The organism is Alistipes sp. An66, assembly GCF_002161445.1.
GTDB lineage: Bacteria > Bacteroidota > Bacteroidia > Bacteroidales > Rikenellaceae > Alistipes > Alistipes cottocaccae.
The window spans coordinates 175,730-193,153 of sequence record NZ_NFHT01000003.1 but is presented as its reverse complement, the minus strand read 5'-3'; the positions used below and the strand labels follow the sequence as shown (position 1 = coordinate 193,153).

General features: G+C 61.4%; 19 protein-coding genes. 8 read left to right on the top strand and 11 right to left on the bottom strand.

The window, feature by feature from the left end; translation table 11 throughout:
- The first annotated feature begins 41 nt into the window (after positions 1–41).
- Positions 42–197, top strand: coding sequence for a hypothetical protein (locus B5G16_RS12770; RefSeq protein WP_204227998.1), 156 nt, complete (start codon positions 42–44; stop codon positions 195–197).
- A 110-nt stretch (positions 198–307) separates the two neighbouring features.
- Here B5G16_RS12770 and B5G16_RS03810 read toward each other — a convergent pair whose 3' ends face one another.
- Positions 308–2,311: a protein-disulfide reductase DsbD family protein gene (locus B5G16_RS03810; RefSeq protein WP_087261293.1), complete on the bottom strand. Its 2,004-nt coding sequence runs from the start codon at positions 2,309–2,311 to the stop codon at positions 308–310.
- Positions 2,312–2,375: 64 nt separating this feature from the next.
- Between B5G16_RS03810 and B5G16_RS03805 the strand changes: the two genes are divergently transcribed.
- Positions 2,376–3,293, top strand: coding sequence for a glycosyltransferase family 2 protein (locus B5G16_RS03805; protein WP_087261289.1), 918 nt, complete (start codon positions 2,376–2,378; stop codon positions 3,291–3,293).
- A 125-nt stretch (positions 3,294–3,418) separates the two neighbouring features.
- Here the strand turns inward: B5G16_RS03805 and B5G16_RS03800 are convergent, their stop codons facing one another.
- The 7 genes from B5G16_RS03800 to B5G16_RS03770 form a co-directional block, all read right to left on the bottom strand.
- Positions 3,419–4,420 (bottom strand): adenosine kinase, encoded by a 1,002-nt coding sequence (locus tag B5G16_RS03800; RefSeq protein WP_087261437.1) that lies wholly within the window; start codon positions 4,418–4,420, stop codon positions 3,419–3,421.
- Positions 4,421–4,490: 70 nt separating this feature from the next.
- Positions 4,491–5,471 (bottom strand): 6-phosphofructokinase, encoded by a 981-nt coding sequence (gene pfkA, locus B5G16_RS03795; protein ID WP_087261286.1) that lies wholly within the window; start codon positions 5,469–5,471, stop codon positions 4,491–4,493.
- A gap of 229 nt (positions 5,472–5,700) precedes the next feature.
- Entirely contained in the window at positions 5,701–6,993 is a 1,293-nt protein-coding gene (locus tag B5G16_RS03790) for a PspC domain-containing protein (protein WP_087261283.1), read from the bottom strand.
- A gap of 38 nt (positions 6,994–7,031) precedes the next feature.
- Positions 7,032–7,895, bottom strand: coding sequence for a head GIN domain-containing protein (locus tag B5G16_RS03785; protein WP_087261279.1), 864 nt, complete (start codon positions 7,893–7,895; stop codon positions 7,032–7,034).
- A 19-nt stretch (positions 7,896–7,914) separates the two neighbouring features.
- Positions 7,915–8,256, bottom strand: a complete 342-nt coding sequence (locus B5G16_RS03780) for a PadR family transcriptional regulator (RefSeq protein ID WP_087261277.1) — start codon at positions 8,254–8,256, stop codon at positions 7,915–7,917.
- Positions 8,257–8,260: 4 nt separating this feature from the next.
- Positions 8,261–8,473: a PspC domain-containing protein gene (locus B5G16_RS03775; protein WP_087261273.1), complete on the bottom strand. Its 213-nt coding sequence runs from the start codon at positions 8,471–8,473 to the stop codon at positions 8,261–8,263.
- 6 nt (positions 8,474–8,479) lie between these two features.
- Complete coding sequence (locus tag B5G16_RS03770) at positions 8,480–9,010, bottom strand: PspC domain-containing protein (RefSeq protein ID WP_087261435.1); 531 nt, start codon at positions 9,008–9,010, stop codon at positions 8,480–8,482.
- A gap of 211 nt (positions 9,011–9,221) precedes the next feature.
- On the opposite strand from B5G16_RS03770, the gene B5G16_RS03765 reads away from it, so the two are divergent.
- The 4 genes from B5G16_RS03765 to B5G16_RS03750 are packed head-to-tail and all read left to right on the top strand — an operon-like array spanning position 9,222 to position 11,785.
- Positions 9,222–9,740: an RNA polymerase sigma factor gene (locus tag B5G16_RS03765; protein ID WP_087261270.1), complete on the top strand. Its 519-nt coding sequence runs from the start codon at positions 9,222–9,224 to the stop codon at positions 9,738–9,740.
- Positions 9,715–10,290: a hypothetical protein gene (locus B5G16_RS03760; protein ID WP_087261268.1), complete on the top strand. Its 576-nt coding sequence runs from the start codon at positions 9,715–9,717 to the stop codon at positions 10,288–10,290. The genes B5G16_RS03765 and B5G16_RS03760 overlap by 26 nt, the downstream gene beginning before the upstream one ends.
- A 13-nt stretch (positions 10,291–10,303) precedes the next feature.
- The gene (locus tag B5G16_RS03755) at positions 10,304–11,281 is read left to right on the top strand and encodes an outer membrane beta-barrel protein (protein WP_087261266.1); all 978 of its coding nucleotides are present in this window, start codon (positions 10,304–10,306) and stop codon (positions 11,279–11,281) included.
- A gap of 12 nt (positions 11,282–11,293) precedes the next feature.
- A complete protein-coding gene (locus tag B5G16_RS03750; RefSeq protein ID WP_087261263.1) occupies positions 11,294–11,785 on the top strand; it encodes a DUF4252 domain-containing protein in 492 nt (163 codons plus the stop codon).
- Positions 11,786–12,245: 460 nt separating this feature from the next.
- Here B5G16_RS03750 and B5G16_RS03745 read toward each other — a convergent pair whose 3' ends face one another.
- The 3 genes from B5G16_RS03745 to B5G16_RS03735 are packed head-to-tail and all read right to left on the bottom strand — an operon-like array spanning position 12,246 to position 15,708.
- Positions 12,246–12,989, bottom strand: a complete 744-nt coding sequence (locus tag B5G16_RS03745) for a succinate dehydrogenase/fumarate reductase iron-sulfur subunit (protein ID WP_087261261.1) — start codon at positions 12,987–12,989, stop codon at positions 12,246–12,248.
- 35 nt (positions 12,990–13,024) lie between these two features.
- The gene (locus B5G16_RS03740) at positions 13,025–14,971 is read right to left on the bottom strand and encodes a fumarate reductase/succinate dehydrogenase flavoprotein subunit (RefSeq protein ID WP_087261258.1); all 1,947 of its coding nucleotides are present in this window, start codon (positions 14,969–14,971) and stop codon (positions 13,025–13,027) included.
- Between the two features lie 41 nt (positions 14,972–15,012).
- Positions 15,013–15,708, bottom strand: coding sequence for a succinate dehydrogenase cytochrome b subunit (locus tag B5G16_RS03735; protein ID WP_087261433.1), 696 nt, complete (start codon positions 15,706–15,708; stop codon positions 15,013–15,015).
- Positions 15,709–15,921: 213 nt separating this feature from the next.
- Here B5G16_RS03735 and B5G16_RS03730 point away from each other — a divergent pair, with 213 nt between their 5' ends.
- Entirely contained in the window at positions 15,922–16,506 is a 585-nt protein-coding gene (locus B5G16_RS03730) for a 5-formyltetrahydrofolate cyclo-ligase (protein ID WP_087261430.1), read from the top strand.
- A 17-nt stretch (positions 16,507–16,523) separates the two neighbouring features.
- Complete coding sequence (locus tag B5G16_RS03725) at positions 16,524–17,318, top strand: patatin-like phospholipase family protein (protein WP_087261255.1); 795 nt, start codon at positions 16,524–16,526, stop codon at positions 17,316–17,318.
- Positions 17,319–17,424: the final 106 nt, after the last annotated feature.

The window sequence follows — 17,424 nt, the reverse complement described above, 5'->3', positions numbered from 1 at the left end:
GCAATTTGCAGCGGGGCGGTTGTAACCAAAAAATTCCGCCTATGAAAGAGAAGGAAAAATGCACGCCGTGCGAAGCGAATTTCGAGCGCAACATCCACCATCTGGTCAAGGAGGGCGAAGCCCCGACCCCGAAACAGCGCCATGAAAAGGAGCAGGAGGTGAAGGCCGCTTTCGAGGAGACCCGAACCAAAAAGTAGCCCTTCCCCGCAAGGGAATCCTGCCCCGAAGGATTGAAATGAAACCGCCCCTGCTGCAAACAACAGCAGGGGCGGTTTCGTTGTGCGGCGCTCCTTCCGGTCCTCCCCGGCTATTGCCGGGAGCGGTAGGCTTCGACGCCCTTGCGGAGGAAGTCGACGAATCCCTCGACCGAGAGATCATATCCGCGGGGTTCGACAAGGATCTGCCCGCCGTTGTCTTGCAGCACGTAGTAGGGTTGCGCATTCACGCCGTAGGTTTTCAGCGCATAGTAGGAGTTGATCTTGCCGAGGCTTTTCAAGACTTTGCCGGTGTCGGTGGTCACCCACTCCTCTTTCGGGAGCACCTTCTTGTCGTCCGAATAGAGGGCGCAGATCACGTATTCGTTGCGCAGGATGTCGAGCACCTGCGGGTCGGACCATACGCGGGCCTCCATTTCGCGGCAGTTGACGCATCCGTGTCCGGTGAAGTCGATGAAGAGCGGCTTGCCGACCCGGGCGGCGTAGGCTTCGGCCTCCTCGAGGTCGAAGAAGCCTTCGAGTCCGTGCGGGAGGTGGAGGAAATCGCTGTATTTCGGTTTGCCGTCGATGCCGTCCTGCACCGTGGAAGCGGCGGTTGAGGCCGTGTTGGCCCCGAGTACGAAGTCCTGGGTCGTCAGGGGCGGAAGGTATCCCGAGAGTCCCTTCAACGGGGCGCCCCACATGCCGGGAATCAGGTAGACGACGAACGACAGCACGACGATGGCCAGCGCGAGGCGTCCGACGCCGAGGTGTTTCACTTCGTCATCGTGTGCAAAGCGGAGTTTGCCCAGCAGGTAGAGACCCAGCAGCGAGAAGACGACGATCCAGACGGCGAGGTAGATCTCGCGGTCCAACAGCCCCCAGTGGTAGGTCTGGTCCGCGACGGAGAGGAATTTCATGCCGAGAGCGACCTCGATGAACCCGAGGACGACCTTCACGGAGTTCAACCATCCGCCGCTCCTGGGCATCTTCTTCAAGACCGAGGGGAAGAGGGCGAAGAGGGTGAACGGCAGGGCGAAGGCCACGGAGAAGGCGAGCATGGTGAGGATCGGCGTCCAGAACTCCCCGGAGGTGGATTTGATGAGCACCGACCCGACGATGGGCCCCGTGCAGGAGAACGAGACGAGGACGAGCGTCAGGGCCAGGAAGAAGATGCCTCCGAGCCCCTTCGTGTCGGCCTTCGCGTCGGTTTTGTTGACCAGCCGCGAGGGCATGGTGATCTCGAAGGCCCCGAAGAACGAGGCGGCGAAGAGCATGAAGATGAGGAAGAAGAGGATGTTCGGCAGCCAGTGGGTGGCGAGCCAGTTGAAGATATCGGCCGTCACGGCATCACCCCCGAGGATCCGCGTAATGAGGATGATGGCGGCGATGGGCACCGTATAGAGCAGGACGATGAACAGACCGTACAATGCGGCGCGCAGACGCCCCATGGCGGGTCCACCCTCGCCTTTGAGGAAGTACGAGACGGTCATCGGCACCATCGGGAAGACGCAGGGGGTCAGCAGCGCGGCGAATCCCCAGAGGATCGCCTCGATGATCAGTCCCCAGAGCGAACCGCTGCCGGCGGCATCCTTCGTCGCGGCAGGTGCGGCGGTTTCGGAAGCCGGGGCGACCTCGGCGGCGGGGGCTGTCGATGCGTTCGCGTCGGCAGGTATGGCGATCGTCAGTTCCGTATCCTCGGGGGGCATGCAGCTCTTGTCGTCGCAGATCATCCATTCGATGGCGGCCCTGACCTCGGCCTGCGGGACCGAGAGCCGCACGCGCTGGGCGAAGCGGGCCTTGCCCTCGTAGGTCCCGATCTCCATTCGGAACATCTCGTCGAAGTAGCGGTGCGGAGTCGTGAGGGGCTCGACCCCGCCTTCGAAGGCAACCCCTTCCGCAGGGGCGAAGGTGATGGAGGTGGCGTTCGGGCCGCCGTCGTAGGGACCCATGTCGTACATGTGGTAGGGTGCCGGGATCGTCGCCTCGATGACGATGCGGTATTCGTTGTTTTCGAGCGGTTCGGCGGTGCCGGTCCATGCGACCTTTTGTCCGAAGGCCGTCGCGACCGTCAGTGCGGCCAGAACAGGCAGGAGGTTGCGCATCAGTTTCTGCATCTTCGTGTCGTTTTATACCGCTGCAAAGATACATTTTTTACGGATAAATCGTTATATTCGCACGATGATTCGCATCTCGCTCATAATTGCCACGCACAACCGCGCACAGCCGCTCATCGCGGCGTTGGAGTCGGTCGTGCGGCAGGATCTCCCGCCCGGAGAGTGGGAGTGCGTGGTCGTGAACAACAACTCGGCGGATGACACCGAAGCGCGGTTTGCGGCCTTTGCCGCGCAGCATCCGGGGCTCAATCTCCGCATGGTTTTCGAACCGAACCCGGGGCTCTCGCACGCCCGCAACCGGGGGCTTCGGGAGACCGCGGCGCCGCTGATCGCCGTCATCGACGACGACGAGCGTATCAACCCCGGTTTTCTGCGGGCCTATGCCTCGTTCTTCGACGCACATTCCGATGCCGTGGCGGCCGGAGGACGGATCATCGCCGAGTACCCCGAAGGATGCCCCGACTGGATGTCGCGCTACACCGAACAGCCCATCGCCAACCCGATGGATTTCGGACCGAAGGTGCGGCCGTTCCCCGCAGGGCGGATTCCGGGCGGCGGGAACATGGCCTTCCGGCGGACGGTCGTGGCGAAGTACGGTGATTTCGACCCGGCGCTGGGGCGTGTGAACGGCCGACTGACCGGCGGTGAGGAGAGTGATTTCTTCGAACGGCTGACGCGCGGCGGCGAGACGCTCTGGTACGTTCCCGATGCCGTGATGTGGCACATCATCCCGCCGCAGAAACTCACCCTCGACTATTTCCGGCGGTTGTGCCGGAACGTCGGGGCGAGCCAGCGCCTCCGGGCGCAGCGGGACCACCGCCTGCCGAAGGCCTTCGCCGCCGAGTGCGTCAAATGGGCGGCGACGCTGCTGCTGGCCTTCGGGTATCTCTTCCGACTGTCGCCCCGCAAGGCGCTCTGGCTGCTGCGCCTGCGCTGCGGGATCTCCCGGGGCCTGTTCGGCGGCGGGTGCGGCGAGGCGTAAGCCGGGCCGTGCACTCCTTCCTTCGGGTGCTCCTGCGTTTCCTTCTTTTCCTCCTTTCCGGATGCCGACAAAAAAACGGACCCGCAAAGGTCCGTTCTCTCGTTTTCAGGCACTCCTGCCGCAGGTCAGAAGAGGTATTTCTCGTGCTTGACCTTGCTGACCAGCCGATGGATATCCGCCCAGGCCTCCTCGCCGAAGGTCGTGCCCACGACCTCGATCACCTTGCCGGCCGTGATGGCCCCGATCGTGCCGCACTGGCGCAGCGACAGCCCGTCGCAGAGTCCCGCCATGAAGCCCGCGGCATAGAAGTCTCCGGCTCCCGTCGTGTCGACGCGCTTCGCCGCGGCCATGATCCCCACGTGCACCACCTCGTCGCCCTGCTTGATCATGGCACCCTTGGTGCCGATCTTCACCACGGCGAGTTCGCACATCTCCGAGATCTTTTGCAGGGCATTCAGCGGCTCGGCCTCGCAGGTGAACGTCTTGGCCTCGTCCTCGTTGGCGAAGACGATGTCGACGTGCTCGCGCACCAGCCCGCGGAGGAATTCGAGGTTCTCGGCCACGATGTTGAAGCTGGCCAGGTCGATGGCGACCTTCAACCCGCACTCTTTGGCCGTGCGTGCGGCTTTGAGAATCAGATCGTGGTTCTGCACCAGATAACCTTCCACGTAGAGGCAGTCGTACCCGTCGAAGATCGTCGGTTCGATCTCCTCGGCGGAGAGTTCCAGGGCTGCTCCGAGGTGGGTGACCATCGTGCGCTCCCCGTCGGCGGAGATCAGCGACACGCACTTGCCCGAACGCTCCCTGCCGCGGAAGATGATCGGCTCGATCCCGAGGTTCTCCAACGCCTGGACGAAGAAGTCGCCCGTCGTGTCGGGTCCGACCTTGCCGATGAATCCGACGCTGCATCCCAACTGCGCCATGGCACGGATCGTGTTTCCGGCCGACCCTCCGAGCGAGAGCGAGTAGGGGAGTCCGGCGACCGATTTCGAGATCTCGGTTTGGAGCCGGGTGTCGACGAGGCTCATCGAGCCCTTTGCCAGTTTGAACCTCCCCAGCACGGAGTCGGTTTTCAGGTTGACCAGCATGTCCGTGAGGGCATTGCCGATCCCGATGACGCGTCTGATGCGTCGGTGTTCGGGTTTGTCGTTGAAATTCATGCGTTTATTCTGCAAGGTCGCCGTGTGGCGGCCGGGGTTACATCGAGAGTATTTTCACCAGCTCCAACGCGGCGCGGTCGATGCCCTTGTCGTGCTTGACGGCCTTCGTGAAGGGCACGTAGACGATCTTTCCGTTCATCGTGCCGATCATGACGTTGCGCTGCCCGTCGAGGAGCGCCTCGATGGCTGCTTCGCCCATGCGCGAGGCGAGGATCCGGTCGACGGCCGTCGGGGATCCGCCGCGCTGGATGTGGCCCAGGATCGTCACCCGGGCGTCGTATTGCGGGAACTCCTTCTTCACGCGCTCGGCCAGCGCCGTGGCTCCGCCCGTCTTGGGGTTCTCGGCGACGATCACGATGGCCGAGTTCTTGCTCTTGCGGAAGCCGTGGTTGATGAGTTCGGCCAACTGGTCCACTTCGGTCTCCATCTCCGGGATGATTGCGGCCTCGGAGCCCGTTGCGATGGCGCTGTTCAGCGCCAGATAGCCGGCCGTGTGGCCCATGACCTCGACGAAGAAGAGCCGTTCGTGGCTCGACGCCGTGTCGCGGAGTTTGTCGACGGCCTCCATGATCGTGTTCAGGGCCGTGTCGTATCCGATGGTCGAATCGGTCCCTCCGAGGTCGTTGTCGATCGTGCCGGGAAGCCCGACGATCGGGACGTTGTATTCCTCGGCGAAGAGACTGGCTCCGGTGAGCGAACCGTCGCCTCCGATGACCACCAGGGCATCGATGCCTGCGGCGACCATGTTGTCATGGGCCTGTTTGCGGCCTTCGGGGGTCATGAACTCCTTGCATCGGGCCGTTTTGAGGATCGTGCCGCCCAGCTGGATGATGTTGCTGACGCTTTGCGACTTGAACTCCACGATTTCGTTGAATACAAGACCCTTGTATCCGCGCATGATACCCTTGACGGCGAATCCGTTGAAGATGGCGCTTCGCGTGACGGCGCGGATTGCGGCATTCATGCCGGGGGCGTCGCCTCCGGAGGTCAGGATGCCGATACATTTGATTCCTCCCATACTCACATTAGCTTAAAAACAAAACCGGCCAAAGTTAGTGATTTTTTCAGTATTTTTCAAAAATCCGGCCGAAACCGATCGAAAATGACGACCCGCCGGACAACCGCAGGGGGTGTCGGGCGGGTCGGGTGTTGTCGGACGGGCCGGGGTCACTCCCCGGCGGAGTGCCGTGCTGCGTGGCGTTTTCCGCGGGGCCGGGAGCGTCGGGTATTGTCGGACGGGCCGGGGGTTACTCCCCGATGTCGCGCACCGAGACTTCGGGGTTGCCGGCATCCTGTCCGGCACGGATCGAGACCTCCTTGCCGTCGGCATTGATCTTCAATTCGCCCTCGTTCTTGTCCACGGTGATGTCGATCTCCTTCGACGGCACGGCGATGTGGAGGGTCCGGCGTCCCTCTTCGATAACGCTCTCCTCGTCGTAATCTTCCAGCAGGCGTTCGAGCGTCATGGTGTCGCCGTCGATGATGAATTCGCTGCGGAAGACCCGCTCCACGGCGGCTTTTTTCTTGCGGAGTTTGGCGCTCACATCCTCGCGTATGGCGATCACCGAGCACCCGATGATCGAGAGGATCCAGAGCAGGAAGATCGCCAGCACGGTCTTTCCGCCGGGTTTGCGCGAAGCGATCAGACACATCAGCACGTAGATGAGCAGGATTACGGGGATCAGCACGATGAAGATGCCGAGGATCGGGACCCAGAGCGAGAAGTCGGCGAGTTTTTCCAGATGGATCTGTTCGGGGCCTCCGATTATGATGGCGAAGAGCCCGATGATCAGGGCGCAGGCGCCCATGATGAGTCCGAAGACGAGGATTCCGGCGAAGATTTTCATCAGGATAAGGACGATCTTCCCGAAGAGCGAGACGGCTTCGGCGACGATGGGTTTCGCCTTTGCGTCGGGTTCGTTGCTGGCTGCGGCGGCGGTGGCTTCGCCGATGGACTGGGCGGTGATCTTCTCGCCGTTCATTTCGAGCCGCTGGCGGGCGGTGCGGGCGGCCGGCACGGCGAACCACATGATGAAGTAGCAGATCAGGAAGATGCCGAAGAGGTTGCCGAAGACGGGCCCGAACCAGAACAGGAAGGGAATCCCGCCGAAACAGGAGAGCAGCATGGGCAGGAAGAGCGTCAGACGGACCCAGACGGGGTCGATGTCGAAGTATTTGCCGATGCCGGCGCAGACGCCGCCGAGTTTGGCGTTTTCGGTATCGCGGTAGAGGCGGCGGGGGATGCGCGGGGTTTCGTATTGCAGGTCGCGGTCGGAGCTCTCGTCGGAGATATCCTCGGCGGAGCCCATCTGTGCGATGATGTGCTGGATGAGGGGCATCTCCACCACGCGCGTATTGTCCTGTTCGGTGAGGATCAGTTCGGCGATGCGGGCCTCGATGTCGGCGACGATCTCCGTGCCGTCGGGGGTCTCCTTATAGCTCTTTTTGAGGCTTTCGAGGTAGGCGTCGAGGGTTTCGTAGGCATCGATGTCCATCGTGAAGGCCACGCCCGATATGCTGCATTTCTTGACTTCTTTCATGGTATTGCGTTGTGTGTGGTTTCTTTCGGAGGAGGGGGTTAGTTTTTGCGGATGCTGCCGCCGCTCGATTTCGAGGCTTCGACCTTGCATTCGCCCTGGTAGCGGATTTTGGCGCCGCTCGAAGCCTGTGCTTTGAGCGTCTCGGTGCAGTTCACCGAGATGCTCGACGCGCTCGACGCCTGGACGTCGGCGCACTTCGAGGTCAGCTCTGCGGCGTTGATCTTGCCGGCCGAGCTGCTGCTGCCTTTGAACCGGTTCGTACCTCCTTTGAGCACGATGCTGGCAGCGCTCGATGTGTCGGCCGTGCACGACTGTGATTTGATCTCGGCACGGACCGTAGCGGCACTCGAAGCGTCGATGTCGCACGTCGCGGCCTTGACCGCGGCCTTGACCGTAGCGGCGCTTGACGCGTCGATGTCGCACGACCGGGCTTTGACCGACGTCTCTATTTCGGCGGCGCCCGATGCCTTGACTTGCAGATCCGCACTCTTCAATTCGACCTCCTCGCCCCGGATTTTCGAGGCACTCGAAGCTTCGAGCCGGCAGAGCATGCGGTTGCCGACCGGAACGGTCACGGTCGCCTCCATGTTGCGGACATTTTTGATTTCGGGGTCGATCGTGATCCGGAGTTCCTGATCCTCGGCCTGTACGACCACCCGCTCCATCAGGTTGTCGTCGGCGTCGATGCGGATCTTGTCGCCCTGCTCGGCCAGTATGACATGGACGGCGCGCGAGACGCTGATGGCGTCGAATTCGGGTGCCGGGATCTCCTTCGTGACGATATGTCCGCTGCCCTTGATCTCTTTTCTGTCCGGCAGGAGTCTTGCGAAGCAGACGGCGCAGAGCGCACAGGCGGCGGTCAGCATCACGATCGGTATGGTTACCAACAGGAACTTTTTCATGGCTTTGTATGTTTGAGGGTTAATCGTTCTCGACTTGTCCGTGGCGCACGCGGCGGATCTGTTCGACGAGTTCGTCCCACGCCTCGTCGAGCGTGTGGAGGTATTCGTGTCCCTTCTCCGTGAGGGTGTAGTATTTGCGGGGCGGTCCCTGGGGGGATTCCTCCCAGCGGTAGGTGAGCAGTCCGGCGTTTTTCTGCCGGGTGAGGATCGGGTAGAGCGTACCCTCGACGACGATCATCTCGGCCTGTTTGAGCTCGGCGATGATCTTCGGAGCATAGGAGTCCCCGCGCGACAGAATGGCGAGGATGCAGTACTCCAGAATTCCCTTGCGCATTTGCGCCTTTACGTTGTCTTCTGCCATGGTCTTATGCGTTTAACCGTTGAGGGGCGTTGGGGATGATCAGCCAGAGGATGATGTAGACCCAGAGGGAGAGCCCGGCGAAGAGGATCAGCAGCAGCAGGGCGAGGCGGATGCGCGAGACTTCGAGTCCGAAGAATTCGGCCAGCCCGCCGCAGATGCCGGCGATGATGCGCTCGTCGCGCGAACGGTACAGTTGGTGTCGGTTGTTTGCAGTCATGGGTTGTCAGGATTTCGGTTGGAAGGGGTTGAACGTGCGGGCGGGCTCCTCGGGAATGACGATCCAGAGGATGATGTAGGCCCAGATGGAGACGCCTCCGCAGAGGATCAGCAGCAGCGCCAGCAGGCGGACCGTCGTGGGGTCGGCGTCGAAGAATGCGGCCAGTCCGCCGCAGATGCCGGCGATCGAGCGGTCGGTCCGCGACCGGCGGAGTTTTCGCGGAGCCGGTTTCGCGGCTTCATATCCGGCTTCCGGGGTTTCGGACGCGGGGTCCGTGCGGAGTTCTCCGAAATCGGACGGGGCACCCAGTTGGGCCATCGTGGCGCGGACCACGTCGATGGAGATCACGCGCATGGGGGAGGCGACGCGTTCGCGGAAGATCTCCCCGACGCGGGCCTCGATGTCGGCCATTGTTTCGGCATCCTCCCCGGGCAGCCGCCGGCGGATATCGTCGAGATAACCTTTCAGCAGTTGACAGGCATCCTTGTCGAGCGTGAAGGCCATCGAGCCGATGTTTACGGTTACAGTCTCTTTCATGATCGCACCGGTTTTCGCCGGCTGTTTTTGCGGGTTCAACTATTTTGACACTGCAAATATATAACACTTTTTAGTATTATGCAATACAAAGTACCTGTTTTTTGAAAAAATTCTTCGGAAATTCCCCCGGTGGAGAGCTTCGGAGGAAAAAATGGCGATATTTGGGGCTTCGATGTTGCGTTTTGCCGCTTTGCTTCGTTTTACGGATACCATGAAGGAGACCGAATTCACTGCTTGTGTCCTGCCGCTGTGCGACCGTATGTTCCGTTATGCACGGATGCTGCTGCTCTCGTCTGCGGAGGCCGAGGATACGGTCCACGACCTGCTCGAACGGTTGTGGCTGGACCGGGAGCGGTTGGAGGCGGGGCGGCATTTCGACGCGTTCGTGATGACGGCGGTCCGCAACCGCTGCTGCGACCGGCTGCGGCGGCGTCGGGCCGACGAGCGGCGCAACGATGCGGTGATGGAGGGCATCGTACGCTCGTCGGAGGGTGAATCCGAGCGGTGGGAACTCCGCGAGCTGGTCCGCCGGGCGATTTCGGCCCTGCCGGAACGGCAGCGGGAGGTGCTTCACCTGAAAGAGATCGAAGGGTATCCGACACGCGAGATTGCCGCGATGGTGGGGTGCGACGAGGCGCAGGTGCGGGTGATTCTGTCGCGGGCGCGGGCGGGTCTTCGGGTTATTCTGCAAAAAATGAGAGACGATGAACGGACGACACGAACGGATTGAACGATTGGCTGCGCGCTGGCTGGCGGCCCGGACGACGGAGGCCGAGGAGCATGAGTTGCGCGAACTGCTGCGGACGGAGACGGAGCTGCCGGAGTCGCTGCGCGATCTGGCGATACTCTTCGAAGGATTCGGGGCGCTCGCCGGGGAGCGGATGCCCCATGACGGGGCGTTTGCGCCGGAGTTTGCGGCCCGGCCCGACGAAAAACCGCTCCGGCCGCTTGTCTGCGGCATCGGGCTGCCGCCCGAATCCGCACCGGCCGAATTTGTCGCACGCCCGGACCTTGACGCGCAGCCGGATACCTCGATCCGGTTGTCTTCCCGCGGCCGTCGCGGCCGTCGGATGCGGATCTTGTGGGGCGTTGCGGCGGCAGCTGTCGTGATTCTGGGGATTTTCCTCGGCGCGGAGTGGTTGCGCAAACCCTACTGTTACATCGACGGCAAGCCCGTCTACGACAAGGAGGTGGCCATGCAGACGACCGTCTATTTCGACTCCTTTGCCATGCTCGATGCTCCGGCCCGCCTGGTCGACGAACTGATCGAAAACAATTAAAAACTGAAAAACGATGGATAAACGTTTGATTTATCGCTTTGCTGCGGCTTTTGTCGCGATGCTCCTGCTGGCGTTCCCGGTTTCGGGGCAGACGCCCGAACCTTCGAAGGTCCCGGCAGTCCCGGCAGTCCCGGCAGTCCCGGCAGCCCCGGCCGTCCCGGTGGAGCCGGTGCCGGCCGAACGGGATTCGACCGCGCGGCTGGTGTTGAGCGACCGCCCGATCGCCGCCGACAGTCTGGAACGGATCGATCCCGTGGATACGGATCTGGTGGCGCTGCGGCGTTCGGCCGAGGGCGAGGAGGTGGTTCTCGAGGTGGCGGGCTTCGGCATTACGCTCTCCTCGTTGTCGGACGAGAAGATCCGGGATCGCAATGCGCGGATCAGGCGGCCGCGTTGCAGTCTGGTTCTCTTCTACAAGTCGGAGTGGGGTTACAACATCCCTTCGAAAGTCGATTACGGTGCCTATCCGGCGGGTACGGACTCGTTCTTTGACCTGCGCGGCGGCAAATCGTTCCACTTCTCGACGACGCTCGCCGGACTGAACTACGTGTTCGGCAAGCAACGTCGGTTCGATATGACGACCGGACTGCGTTATACGGTCGACAACTACCGCCTTTCCAACAATTCGATCACGCTCGGCAACGAAAACGGGATGGTTGTCCCCGTTGCGCTCGATGAGAAGGCCGACAAGTCGAAACTCCGCATTACCTCGCTCGGTATCCCATTGCATCTGGCCTACCATCCGGTGAAGCAGATGACCCTTTCGTTGAGCGGTTATTTCGACTTTACGATGGGTGCCAACTCCATCTACAAGAACCCCAAAGTGAAGAATCCGCTTTCGGGAGTCCGGACTTTCCAGTTCGGCGTCGGGGTTGGTGTCACCTATTACCGGTGCGGTGTTTATTTCCGTTACGGCGTGACGCCGCTTTTCGAGAACGGGGTGGGGCCGAAGGTGCATCCGCTTTCGCTCGGAATCTGTTTTGGATTGTAAATCGAGTGTGTTATGAAACGGATTTTGATTCTGATTCTGTTGACCGTGCCGTTCCTGGCGCGGGCGCAGAACGCATCGTGGAAGTTTTTCGACCGCTACTCGAAGGCCGAAGGTTTTTCCAGCGTGCAACTGGAACGCAAGATGATGCGGATGATGAGCCGTCAGGCGGCCGAGAAAGGGGATGCGAAACTGGCTGAACTGTTGGATGGCATCCACTATATCCGGATTGTAACCGTGGATGGCGGGGATTGTGCCACGTTTCTGAAAGATGCCGAGGCGTTGGCCTCTGATCCGGTTTTCAAGTTCCAGTTGGTGATGTCGGAGAGTTCCGGGGGCCAGACGACTCGTTTTTACCTTCGGGAAGCGGAGTTTTACAGCTATTCGGAGTTGTTAATGCTGACTTATGGCCCGAAGGAGACCGTGGCGGTGAATATCTACGGACTGTTCGATTTGAAGCAGGTTTCGCGGTTGTCGACGATCCGCCCGAAGCGTCCGAAGGAGTAGGGCGGGTGCGTGCAACGCATATCGTCCGCTTGGGCCACAAAAAAAGCCCTCCGGATTTTCGGAGGGCTTTTTCTGTGGCATTGTTCTCGCAGTTGTCAGTCCTTGAACTTGGCGGAGCGGAATTTGCGGTTCAGGCGGGCCCGGCTCCTCCCTTTACCAAAGGGAGGTCGGGAGGGATTGTGAATAACGGTTGCGTGCAACGCATATCGCCCGGGTTGGCAACAAAAATCCCCGGAATATTGTTCCGGGGATTTTCTGTGGCTACGCTTACCGTATCCGTCAGTCCTTGAACTTTGCGGAGAGGAACTCGCGGTTCAGGCGGGCCCGGCTCCTCCCTTTTCCAAAGGGAGGTCGGGAGGGATTGTGAATAACGGTTGCGTGCAACGCATATCGCCCGCCGCAACAGAAAAGCCCTCCGAAAATCCGGAGGGCTTTTTCTGTCGCATTGTTCTCGCGGTTGTCAGTCCTTGAACTTGGCGGAGAGGAACTCGCGGTTCAGGCGGGCGATATGCGTGATGGAGATCTGTTTCGGGCACTCGGCCTGGCAGGCCCCGGTGTTGGTGCAGTTTCCGAATCCCAGTTCGTCCATCTTGGCGACCATCGCCTTGGCGCGGCGTGCACCCTCCACGCGGCCCTGGGGCAGCTTGGCCAGCGACGATACGCGGGCAGCGACGAAGAGCATCGCCGAACCGTTCTTGCACGTCGCGGCGCAGGCTCCGCAGCCGATGCAGGCGGCGGCGTCCATCGACTCGTCGGCGTCGGGCTTCGGAATGGCGATGGCGTTGGCGTCGGGCACGGAGTTCGTGCGCACGGAGATGAAACCTCCGGCCTGGAGGATCTGGTCGTAGGCCGAACGGTTGACCACGAGGTCCTTGATCACGGGGAATGCGGCCGAACGCCACGGTTCGATGGTGATCGTTGCGCCGTCCTTGAACTTGCGCATGTAGATCTGGCAGGTCGTGGCGCCCTGGCTGGGGCCGTGGGCCTGGCCGTCGATGTGGAGCGAGCACATGCCGCAGATACCCTCGCGGCAGTCGTGGTCGAAGGCCACGGGCTCCTTGCCCTGGTGTACGAGGTCGTTGTTCAGGATGTCGAGCATTTCGAGGAACGAGGTGTCGGCCGAGATGTTCTCCACCTTGTAGGTCTCGAAGGCCCCTTTGGATTTAGCGTCCTTCTGACGCCATATCTTTAATGTGAAATTCATTGTTTTTCGATCTTAAAGTTCAACGTCAAAATGGATTAGTCCTTGTAGTTGCGCTGTGCCGGGTGTACGAACTCGAAGTTCAGCGGCTCCTTGGTCATCTCCGGGGCCTGGTCCATACCCTTGTACTCCCAGACGGCGGCGTAGGTGAAGTTCTCGTCGTCACGCTTGGCCTCGCCCTCCTCGGTCTGGTGCTCCGAGCGGAAGTGACCGCCGCACGACTCCTCGCGGTTGAGTGCGTCGCGGGCCATCAGCTCGCCCAGTTCGAGGAAGTCGGCCAGACGCAGCGCCTTTTCGAGCTCGACGTTGAAGTCGTTCTCGCGGCCTACGACCTTCACATCCTTCCAGAACTCCTTGCGCAGGGCCTGGATCTCGGTGATGGCCTTTTCGAGCGACTCCTTCGTGCGGGCCATTCCGACGTTCTCCCACATGATGTGTCCGAGTTTCTTGTGGATGTCGTCCACGGACTGCTTTCCGTTGATCGAGAGCAGCTTGGCGATCTTCTCGCGCACGCCCTTCTCGGCCTCGTCGAAGGCCTTGGTGTCGGTCTTCACCTTCGGGGCCTGGATCTTATGCGAGAGGTAGTCGCCGATGGTGTAGGGCAGGACGAAGTATCCGTCGGCCAGACCCTGCATCAGCGCCGAGGCGCCCAGACGGTTGGCTCCGTGGTCGGAGAAGTTGGCCTCGCCGATGGCGTAGAGACCCGGGATCGTGGTCATGAGGTTGTAATCGACCCAGATGCCGCCCATGGTGTAGTGCACGGCGGGGAAGATCTGCATCGGCTGCTCGTAGGGGCTGACGTCGGTGATCTCCTCGTACATGTCGAAGAGGTTGCCGTAACGCTGCTTGATGATCTCCTTTCCGAGGCGCTCGATGGCGGTCTTGAAGTCGAGGAAGACGGCCAGACCGGTCTCGTTCACGCCGTATCCGGCATCGCAGCGCTCCTTGGCGGCACGCGACGCCACGTCACGCGGCACGAGGTTTCCGAAGGCCGGGTAGCGGCGTTCCAGATAGTAGTCGCGGTCCTCCTCGGCGATGTCCGACGGCTTCTTGGTGCCGGCGCGCAGGGCCTTGACGTCCTCGAGCTTCTTCGGCACCCAGATACGTCCGTCGTTACGCAGCGACTCCGACATGAGGGTCAGTTTCGACTGCTGGTCGCCGTGTACGGGGATGCACGTGGGGTGGATCTGCGTGAAGCAGGGGTTGGCGAAGCCGGCGCCCTTGCGGTAGCACTGGAAAGCGGCCGAACCGTTCGAAGCCATGGCGTTCGTCGAGAGGAAGAAGACGTTTCCGTAACCTCCGGTGGCCAGCACGACGGCGTGGGCTCCGTGGCGCTCGATCTCACCCGTGACGAGGTTGCGGGCGATGATACCGCGGGCCTCACCGTCCTCGATGACGATGTCGAGCATCTCATGGCGGGGGTAGCTCTTGACCGAGCCTGCGGCGATCTCCTTGTTGAGGGCGGCGTAGGCGCCGAGCAGCAGCTGCTGACCGGTCTGGCCGCGGGCGTAGAAGGTACGCGAAACCTGCGCACCGCCGAACGAACGGTTGGCCAGCAGACCGCCGTACTCGCGGGCGAAGGGCACGCCCTGGGCGACGCACTGGTCGATGATCAGGTTCGAAACCTCGGCCAGACGGTAGACGTTGGCCTCGCGGGCGCGGTAGTCGCCGCCCTTGATCGTATCGTAGAAGAGACGGTATACGGAGTCGTTGTCGTTCTGGTAGTTCTTGGCTGCGTTGATACCGCCCTGTGCGGCGATGGAGTGTGCGCGGCGGGGCGAATCCTGGATGCAGAACACCTTGACGTTGTAGCCGAGCTCTCCGAGGGAAGCGGCTGCGGAGGCGCCTCCGAGACCCGTACCGACGATGATGATGTCGAGCTTGCGCTTGTTGGCGGGGCTCACGACCTTGATAGCTGCCTTGTGGTTGCTCCATTTTTCGGCGAGCGGCCCGGCAGGGATTTTAGCATCTAATTTTAAAGCCATATCGTTTGTGTGTTTATTGTTCTACAATTTGCAGGATTGGATCAGCAGGCGCCTGCCAGGCAGGGGCAGAAGAAGTAGACGAGAACCACGACGGCGAACCCGAGGAATACGATCGTGGCGATGATGTTGGCGATGCATTTCAGACGGGGGTACCAGGTGTCGTTGGCCCATCCGACGCTCTGGAACATCGACCATACGCCGTGGGTGAGGTGGAACCACAGGGCGGCGAACCACACGAGGTAGATCACCACGTAGTACCACTGCGAGAAGGTGTAGCGGATCAGCGCGGCGCCGTCGGCGGGACTGTACCCGAGGGAGTTGGTGTGCTGTCCCATGAGCTCGACGAGCTGCATCTTCGACCAGAAGTTGAAGAGGTGGAGCAGCAGACCGGCCAGGACGATGAATCCCAGGACGAGCATGTTTTTCGAAGCCCATGCCACGCCCGGCTCCTTCACGGTGACGGCATAGCGCCGCTGTCCGCGGGCCTTGTAGTTGCGGAGCGTGAGGATGATGGCGTAGAGGAAGTGGATCAGGACGCCGGCGGCGAGCACGACGGTTCCGGCCAGGGCGTACCAGTTGGCCCCGAGGAACTCACAGATGGTGTTGTAAGCCTCCGGCGAGATGATGGCCGTGACGTTCATCGACATGTGGAAGAGGATGAAGAGCACGAGGAAGCACCCCGTCACGCTCATTACTAACTTCTTGCCGAGCGAGGAATTGGATAGAAAACAGCTCATAATGTTTTGAAATTTGTTATATTTGTTAATGATTTGTGTCGCATCCGGCATTTCGCGGGCAAAAACGGGGCCGGTTTCGGTCGGGGATCCGGGCATCGGACCGGGAGTCGGAACGCAGCCTCTTTCGCACGGCGTTGCTTGCCGCAAAGATAGCCATTGTTTGCGGAATAACAATAGCCGGAGGCAGGAATTTATCGACCGATGGAGGGTTTTATGACCAAAAAAGAGCTCCGGAAGGAGATGCGGGCGCTGAACCGGGCGCTGGACCCCGCGGTGCGGGCTGCCGCATCGGTAGGGATCGTTGCGCGGATCGAGCGTCTGTCCGTGTTTGCGGAGTCCCGTACGGTGGGTCTCTTCTGCGCGCTGCCCGACGAACCGGACCTGTCGTCGGCGCTGGAACGCTGGCGGGCGGCCAAACGCCTTGTGGTTCCGCGGGTCGAGGGCGATGCGATGCGCTTCTTCGAATACGATCCCCGGAGGCTCGTCCCGGGAGCCTTCGGGATTCTCGAACCGGGGCCCGACGCCCGGCTTTGCAGCCCCGGGGAGATCGACCTGTTGCTGGTGCCCGGCGTCGCCTTCACCTGCGGCGGGCTCCGCTGCGGCCGGGGCCGGGGGTATTACGACCGCTATCTTGCACAAACCGCCTTCCGGGGCTTCCGGCTCGGCGTCTGCTTTGCCCACCAGCTGGTCGATGCCCTGCCGGCCGAACCGCATGATATCCGGATGGATGGCGTGATTTTTGAAGGACCTGCGAATCAGCCCGGCGGAGTTGTTCCGCCGGATGTGTCCCGCAACTGAAACGATAAACGGAACGTATGGAAAAGCGAAGGGTTGCCCTGGTGCTTGCAGGAGGCGGTGCGAGGGGTGTGGCGCATATCGGCGCCATCGAAGAGTTGGAGCGTCGGGGCTTCGAGATCGCGGCGGTGGCCGGGACCTCGATGGGAGCGTTGGTCGGAGGCATCTATGCCGCGGGACATCTGGAAGCCTTCAAGGAGTGGATGTGCTCGCTCGACAAATACAAGGTGTTCGGTCTGGTGGACTTTGCATTGAGTACCGAAGGCCTGGTCAAGGGCGACCGGGTGATGAAGGCCATGCAGGAGCTGATCCCCGACGTGCGGATCGAACAGATGCCGGTTCCGTTTGCGGCCGTGGCGGCCGATCTGCTTACGGGGCGCGAGGTGGTGCTCGACCGGGGCGGGCTCTACGATGCCATCCGGGCGTCGATCTCCATTCCGTCGGTTTTCCGTCCCGTGCACCGCGACGGCATGGTGCTCGTCGACGGCGGGACGGTCAATCCGCTGCCGTTGAACCGGGTCCGGCGCGAGGAGGGCGACCTTTTGGTTGCCGTGGACGTGAGCGCCCCGTTCGGGGCCGATCCGACGACGCGGGCCAATGCGTCGCTCAATTATTACAAGGTGCTGATCGCCTCGTCGCAGATCATGCAGCAGCATATCTCGCAGTTGATGTGCCGCCTTTACCGGCCCGACGTGCTGGTGCAGCTGCCGGCCGACAGTTACGGGATGTTCGAATTCTACCGTGCGGCGGAACTCGTCGAGGCCGGACACGCCGTGACGCGGGCGGCTTTGGATGCGTGCCCGGCGTTCGGATGATCCGTTCGTTGCCGCGGAGATCGGTATGGTTTTTGTAAATGAGAGAAATGAAAAAAGCGACGGCCCGTTTTGAAGAATTCAAATAATAGTGACGCAACTTCACACA

What these genes read in the sequence shown, in the direction of transcription:
- B5G16_RS03805 (WP_087261289.1), top strand. Translation starts at nt 2,376, where the DNA reads ATGATTCGCATCTCGCTCATAATTGCCACGCACAACCGCGCACAGCCG.
- B5G16_RS03810 (WP_087261293.1), bottom strand. Translation starts at nt 2,311, where the DNA reads ATGCAGAAACTGATGCGCAACCTCCTGCCTGTTCTGGCCGCACTGACG.
- B5G16_RS03785 (WP_087261279.1), bottom strand. Translation starts at nt 7,895, where the DNA reads ATGAAAAAGTTCCTGTTGGTAACCATACCGATCGTGATGCTGACCGCC.
- B5G16_RS03735 (WP_087261433.1), bottom strand. Translation starts at nt 15,708, where the DNA reads ATGAGCTGTTTTCTATCCAATTCCTCGCTCGGCAAGAAGTTAGTAATG.
- B5G16_RS03730 (WP_087261430.1), top strand. Translation starts at nt 15,922, where the DNA reads ATGACCAAAAAAGAGCTCCGGAAGGAGATGCGGGCGCTGAACCGGGCG.
- B5G16_RS03760 (WP_087261268.1), top strand. Translation starts at nt 9,715, where the DNA reads ATGAACGGACGACACGAACGGATTGAACGATTGGCTGCGCGCTGGCTG.
- B5G16_RS03770 (WP_087261435.1), bottom strand. Translation starts at nt 9,010, where the DNA reads ATGAAAGAGACTGTAACCGTAAACATCGGCTCGATGGCCTTCACGCTC.
- B5G16_RS03745 (WP_087261261.1), bottom strand. Translation starts at nt 12,989, where the DNA reads ATGAATTTCACATTAAAGATATGGCGTCAGAAGGACGCTAAATCCAAA.
- B5G16_RS03740 (WP_087261258.1), bottom strand. Translation starts at nt 14,971, where the DNA reads ATGGCTTTAAAATTAGATGCTAAAATCCCTGCCGGGCCGCTCGCCGAA.
- B5G16_RS03775 (WP_087261273.1), bottom strand. Translation starts at nt 8,473, where the DNA reads ATGACTGCAAACAACCGACACCAACTGTACCGTTCGCGCGACGAGCGC.
- B5G16_RS03780 (WP_087261277.1), bottom strand. Translation starts at nt 8,256, where the DNA reads ATGGCAGAAGACAACGTAAAGGCGCAAATGCGCAAGGGAATTCTGGAG.
- B5G16_RS03750 (WP_087261263.1), top strand. Translation starts at nt 11,294, where the DNA reads ATGAAACGGATTTTGATTCTGATTCTGTTGACCGTGCCGTTCCTGGCG.
- B5G16_RS03765 (WP_087261270.1), top strand. Translation starts at nt 9,222, where the DNA reads ATGAAGGAGACCGAATTCACTGCTTGTGTCCTGCCGCTGTGCGACCGT.
- B5G16_RS03790 (WP_087261283.1), bottom strand. Translation starts at nt 6,993, where the DNA reads ATGAAAGAAGTCAAGAAATGCAGCATATCGGGCGTGGCCTTCACGATG.
- pfkA (WP_087261286.1), bottom strand. Translation starts at nt 5,471, where the DNA reads ATGGGAGGAATCAAATGTATCGGCATCCTGACCTCCGGAGGCGACGCC.
- B5G16_RS03755 (WP_087261266.1), top strand. Translation starts at nt 10,304, where the DNA reads ATGGATAAACGTTTGATTTATCGCTTTGCTGCGGCTTTTGTCGCGATG.
- B5G16_RS03725 (WP_087261255.1), top strand. Translation starts at nt 16,524, where the DNA reads ATGGAAAAGCGAAGGGTTGCCCTGGTGCTTGCAGGAGGCGGTGCGAGG.
- B5G16_RS12770 (WP_204227998.1), top strand. Translation starts at nt 42, where the DNA reads ATGAAAGAGAAGGAAAAATGCACGCCGTGCGAAGCGAATTTCGAGCGC.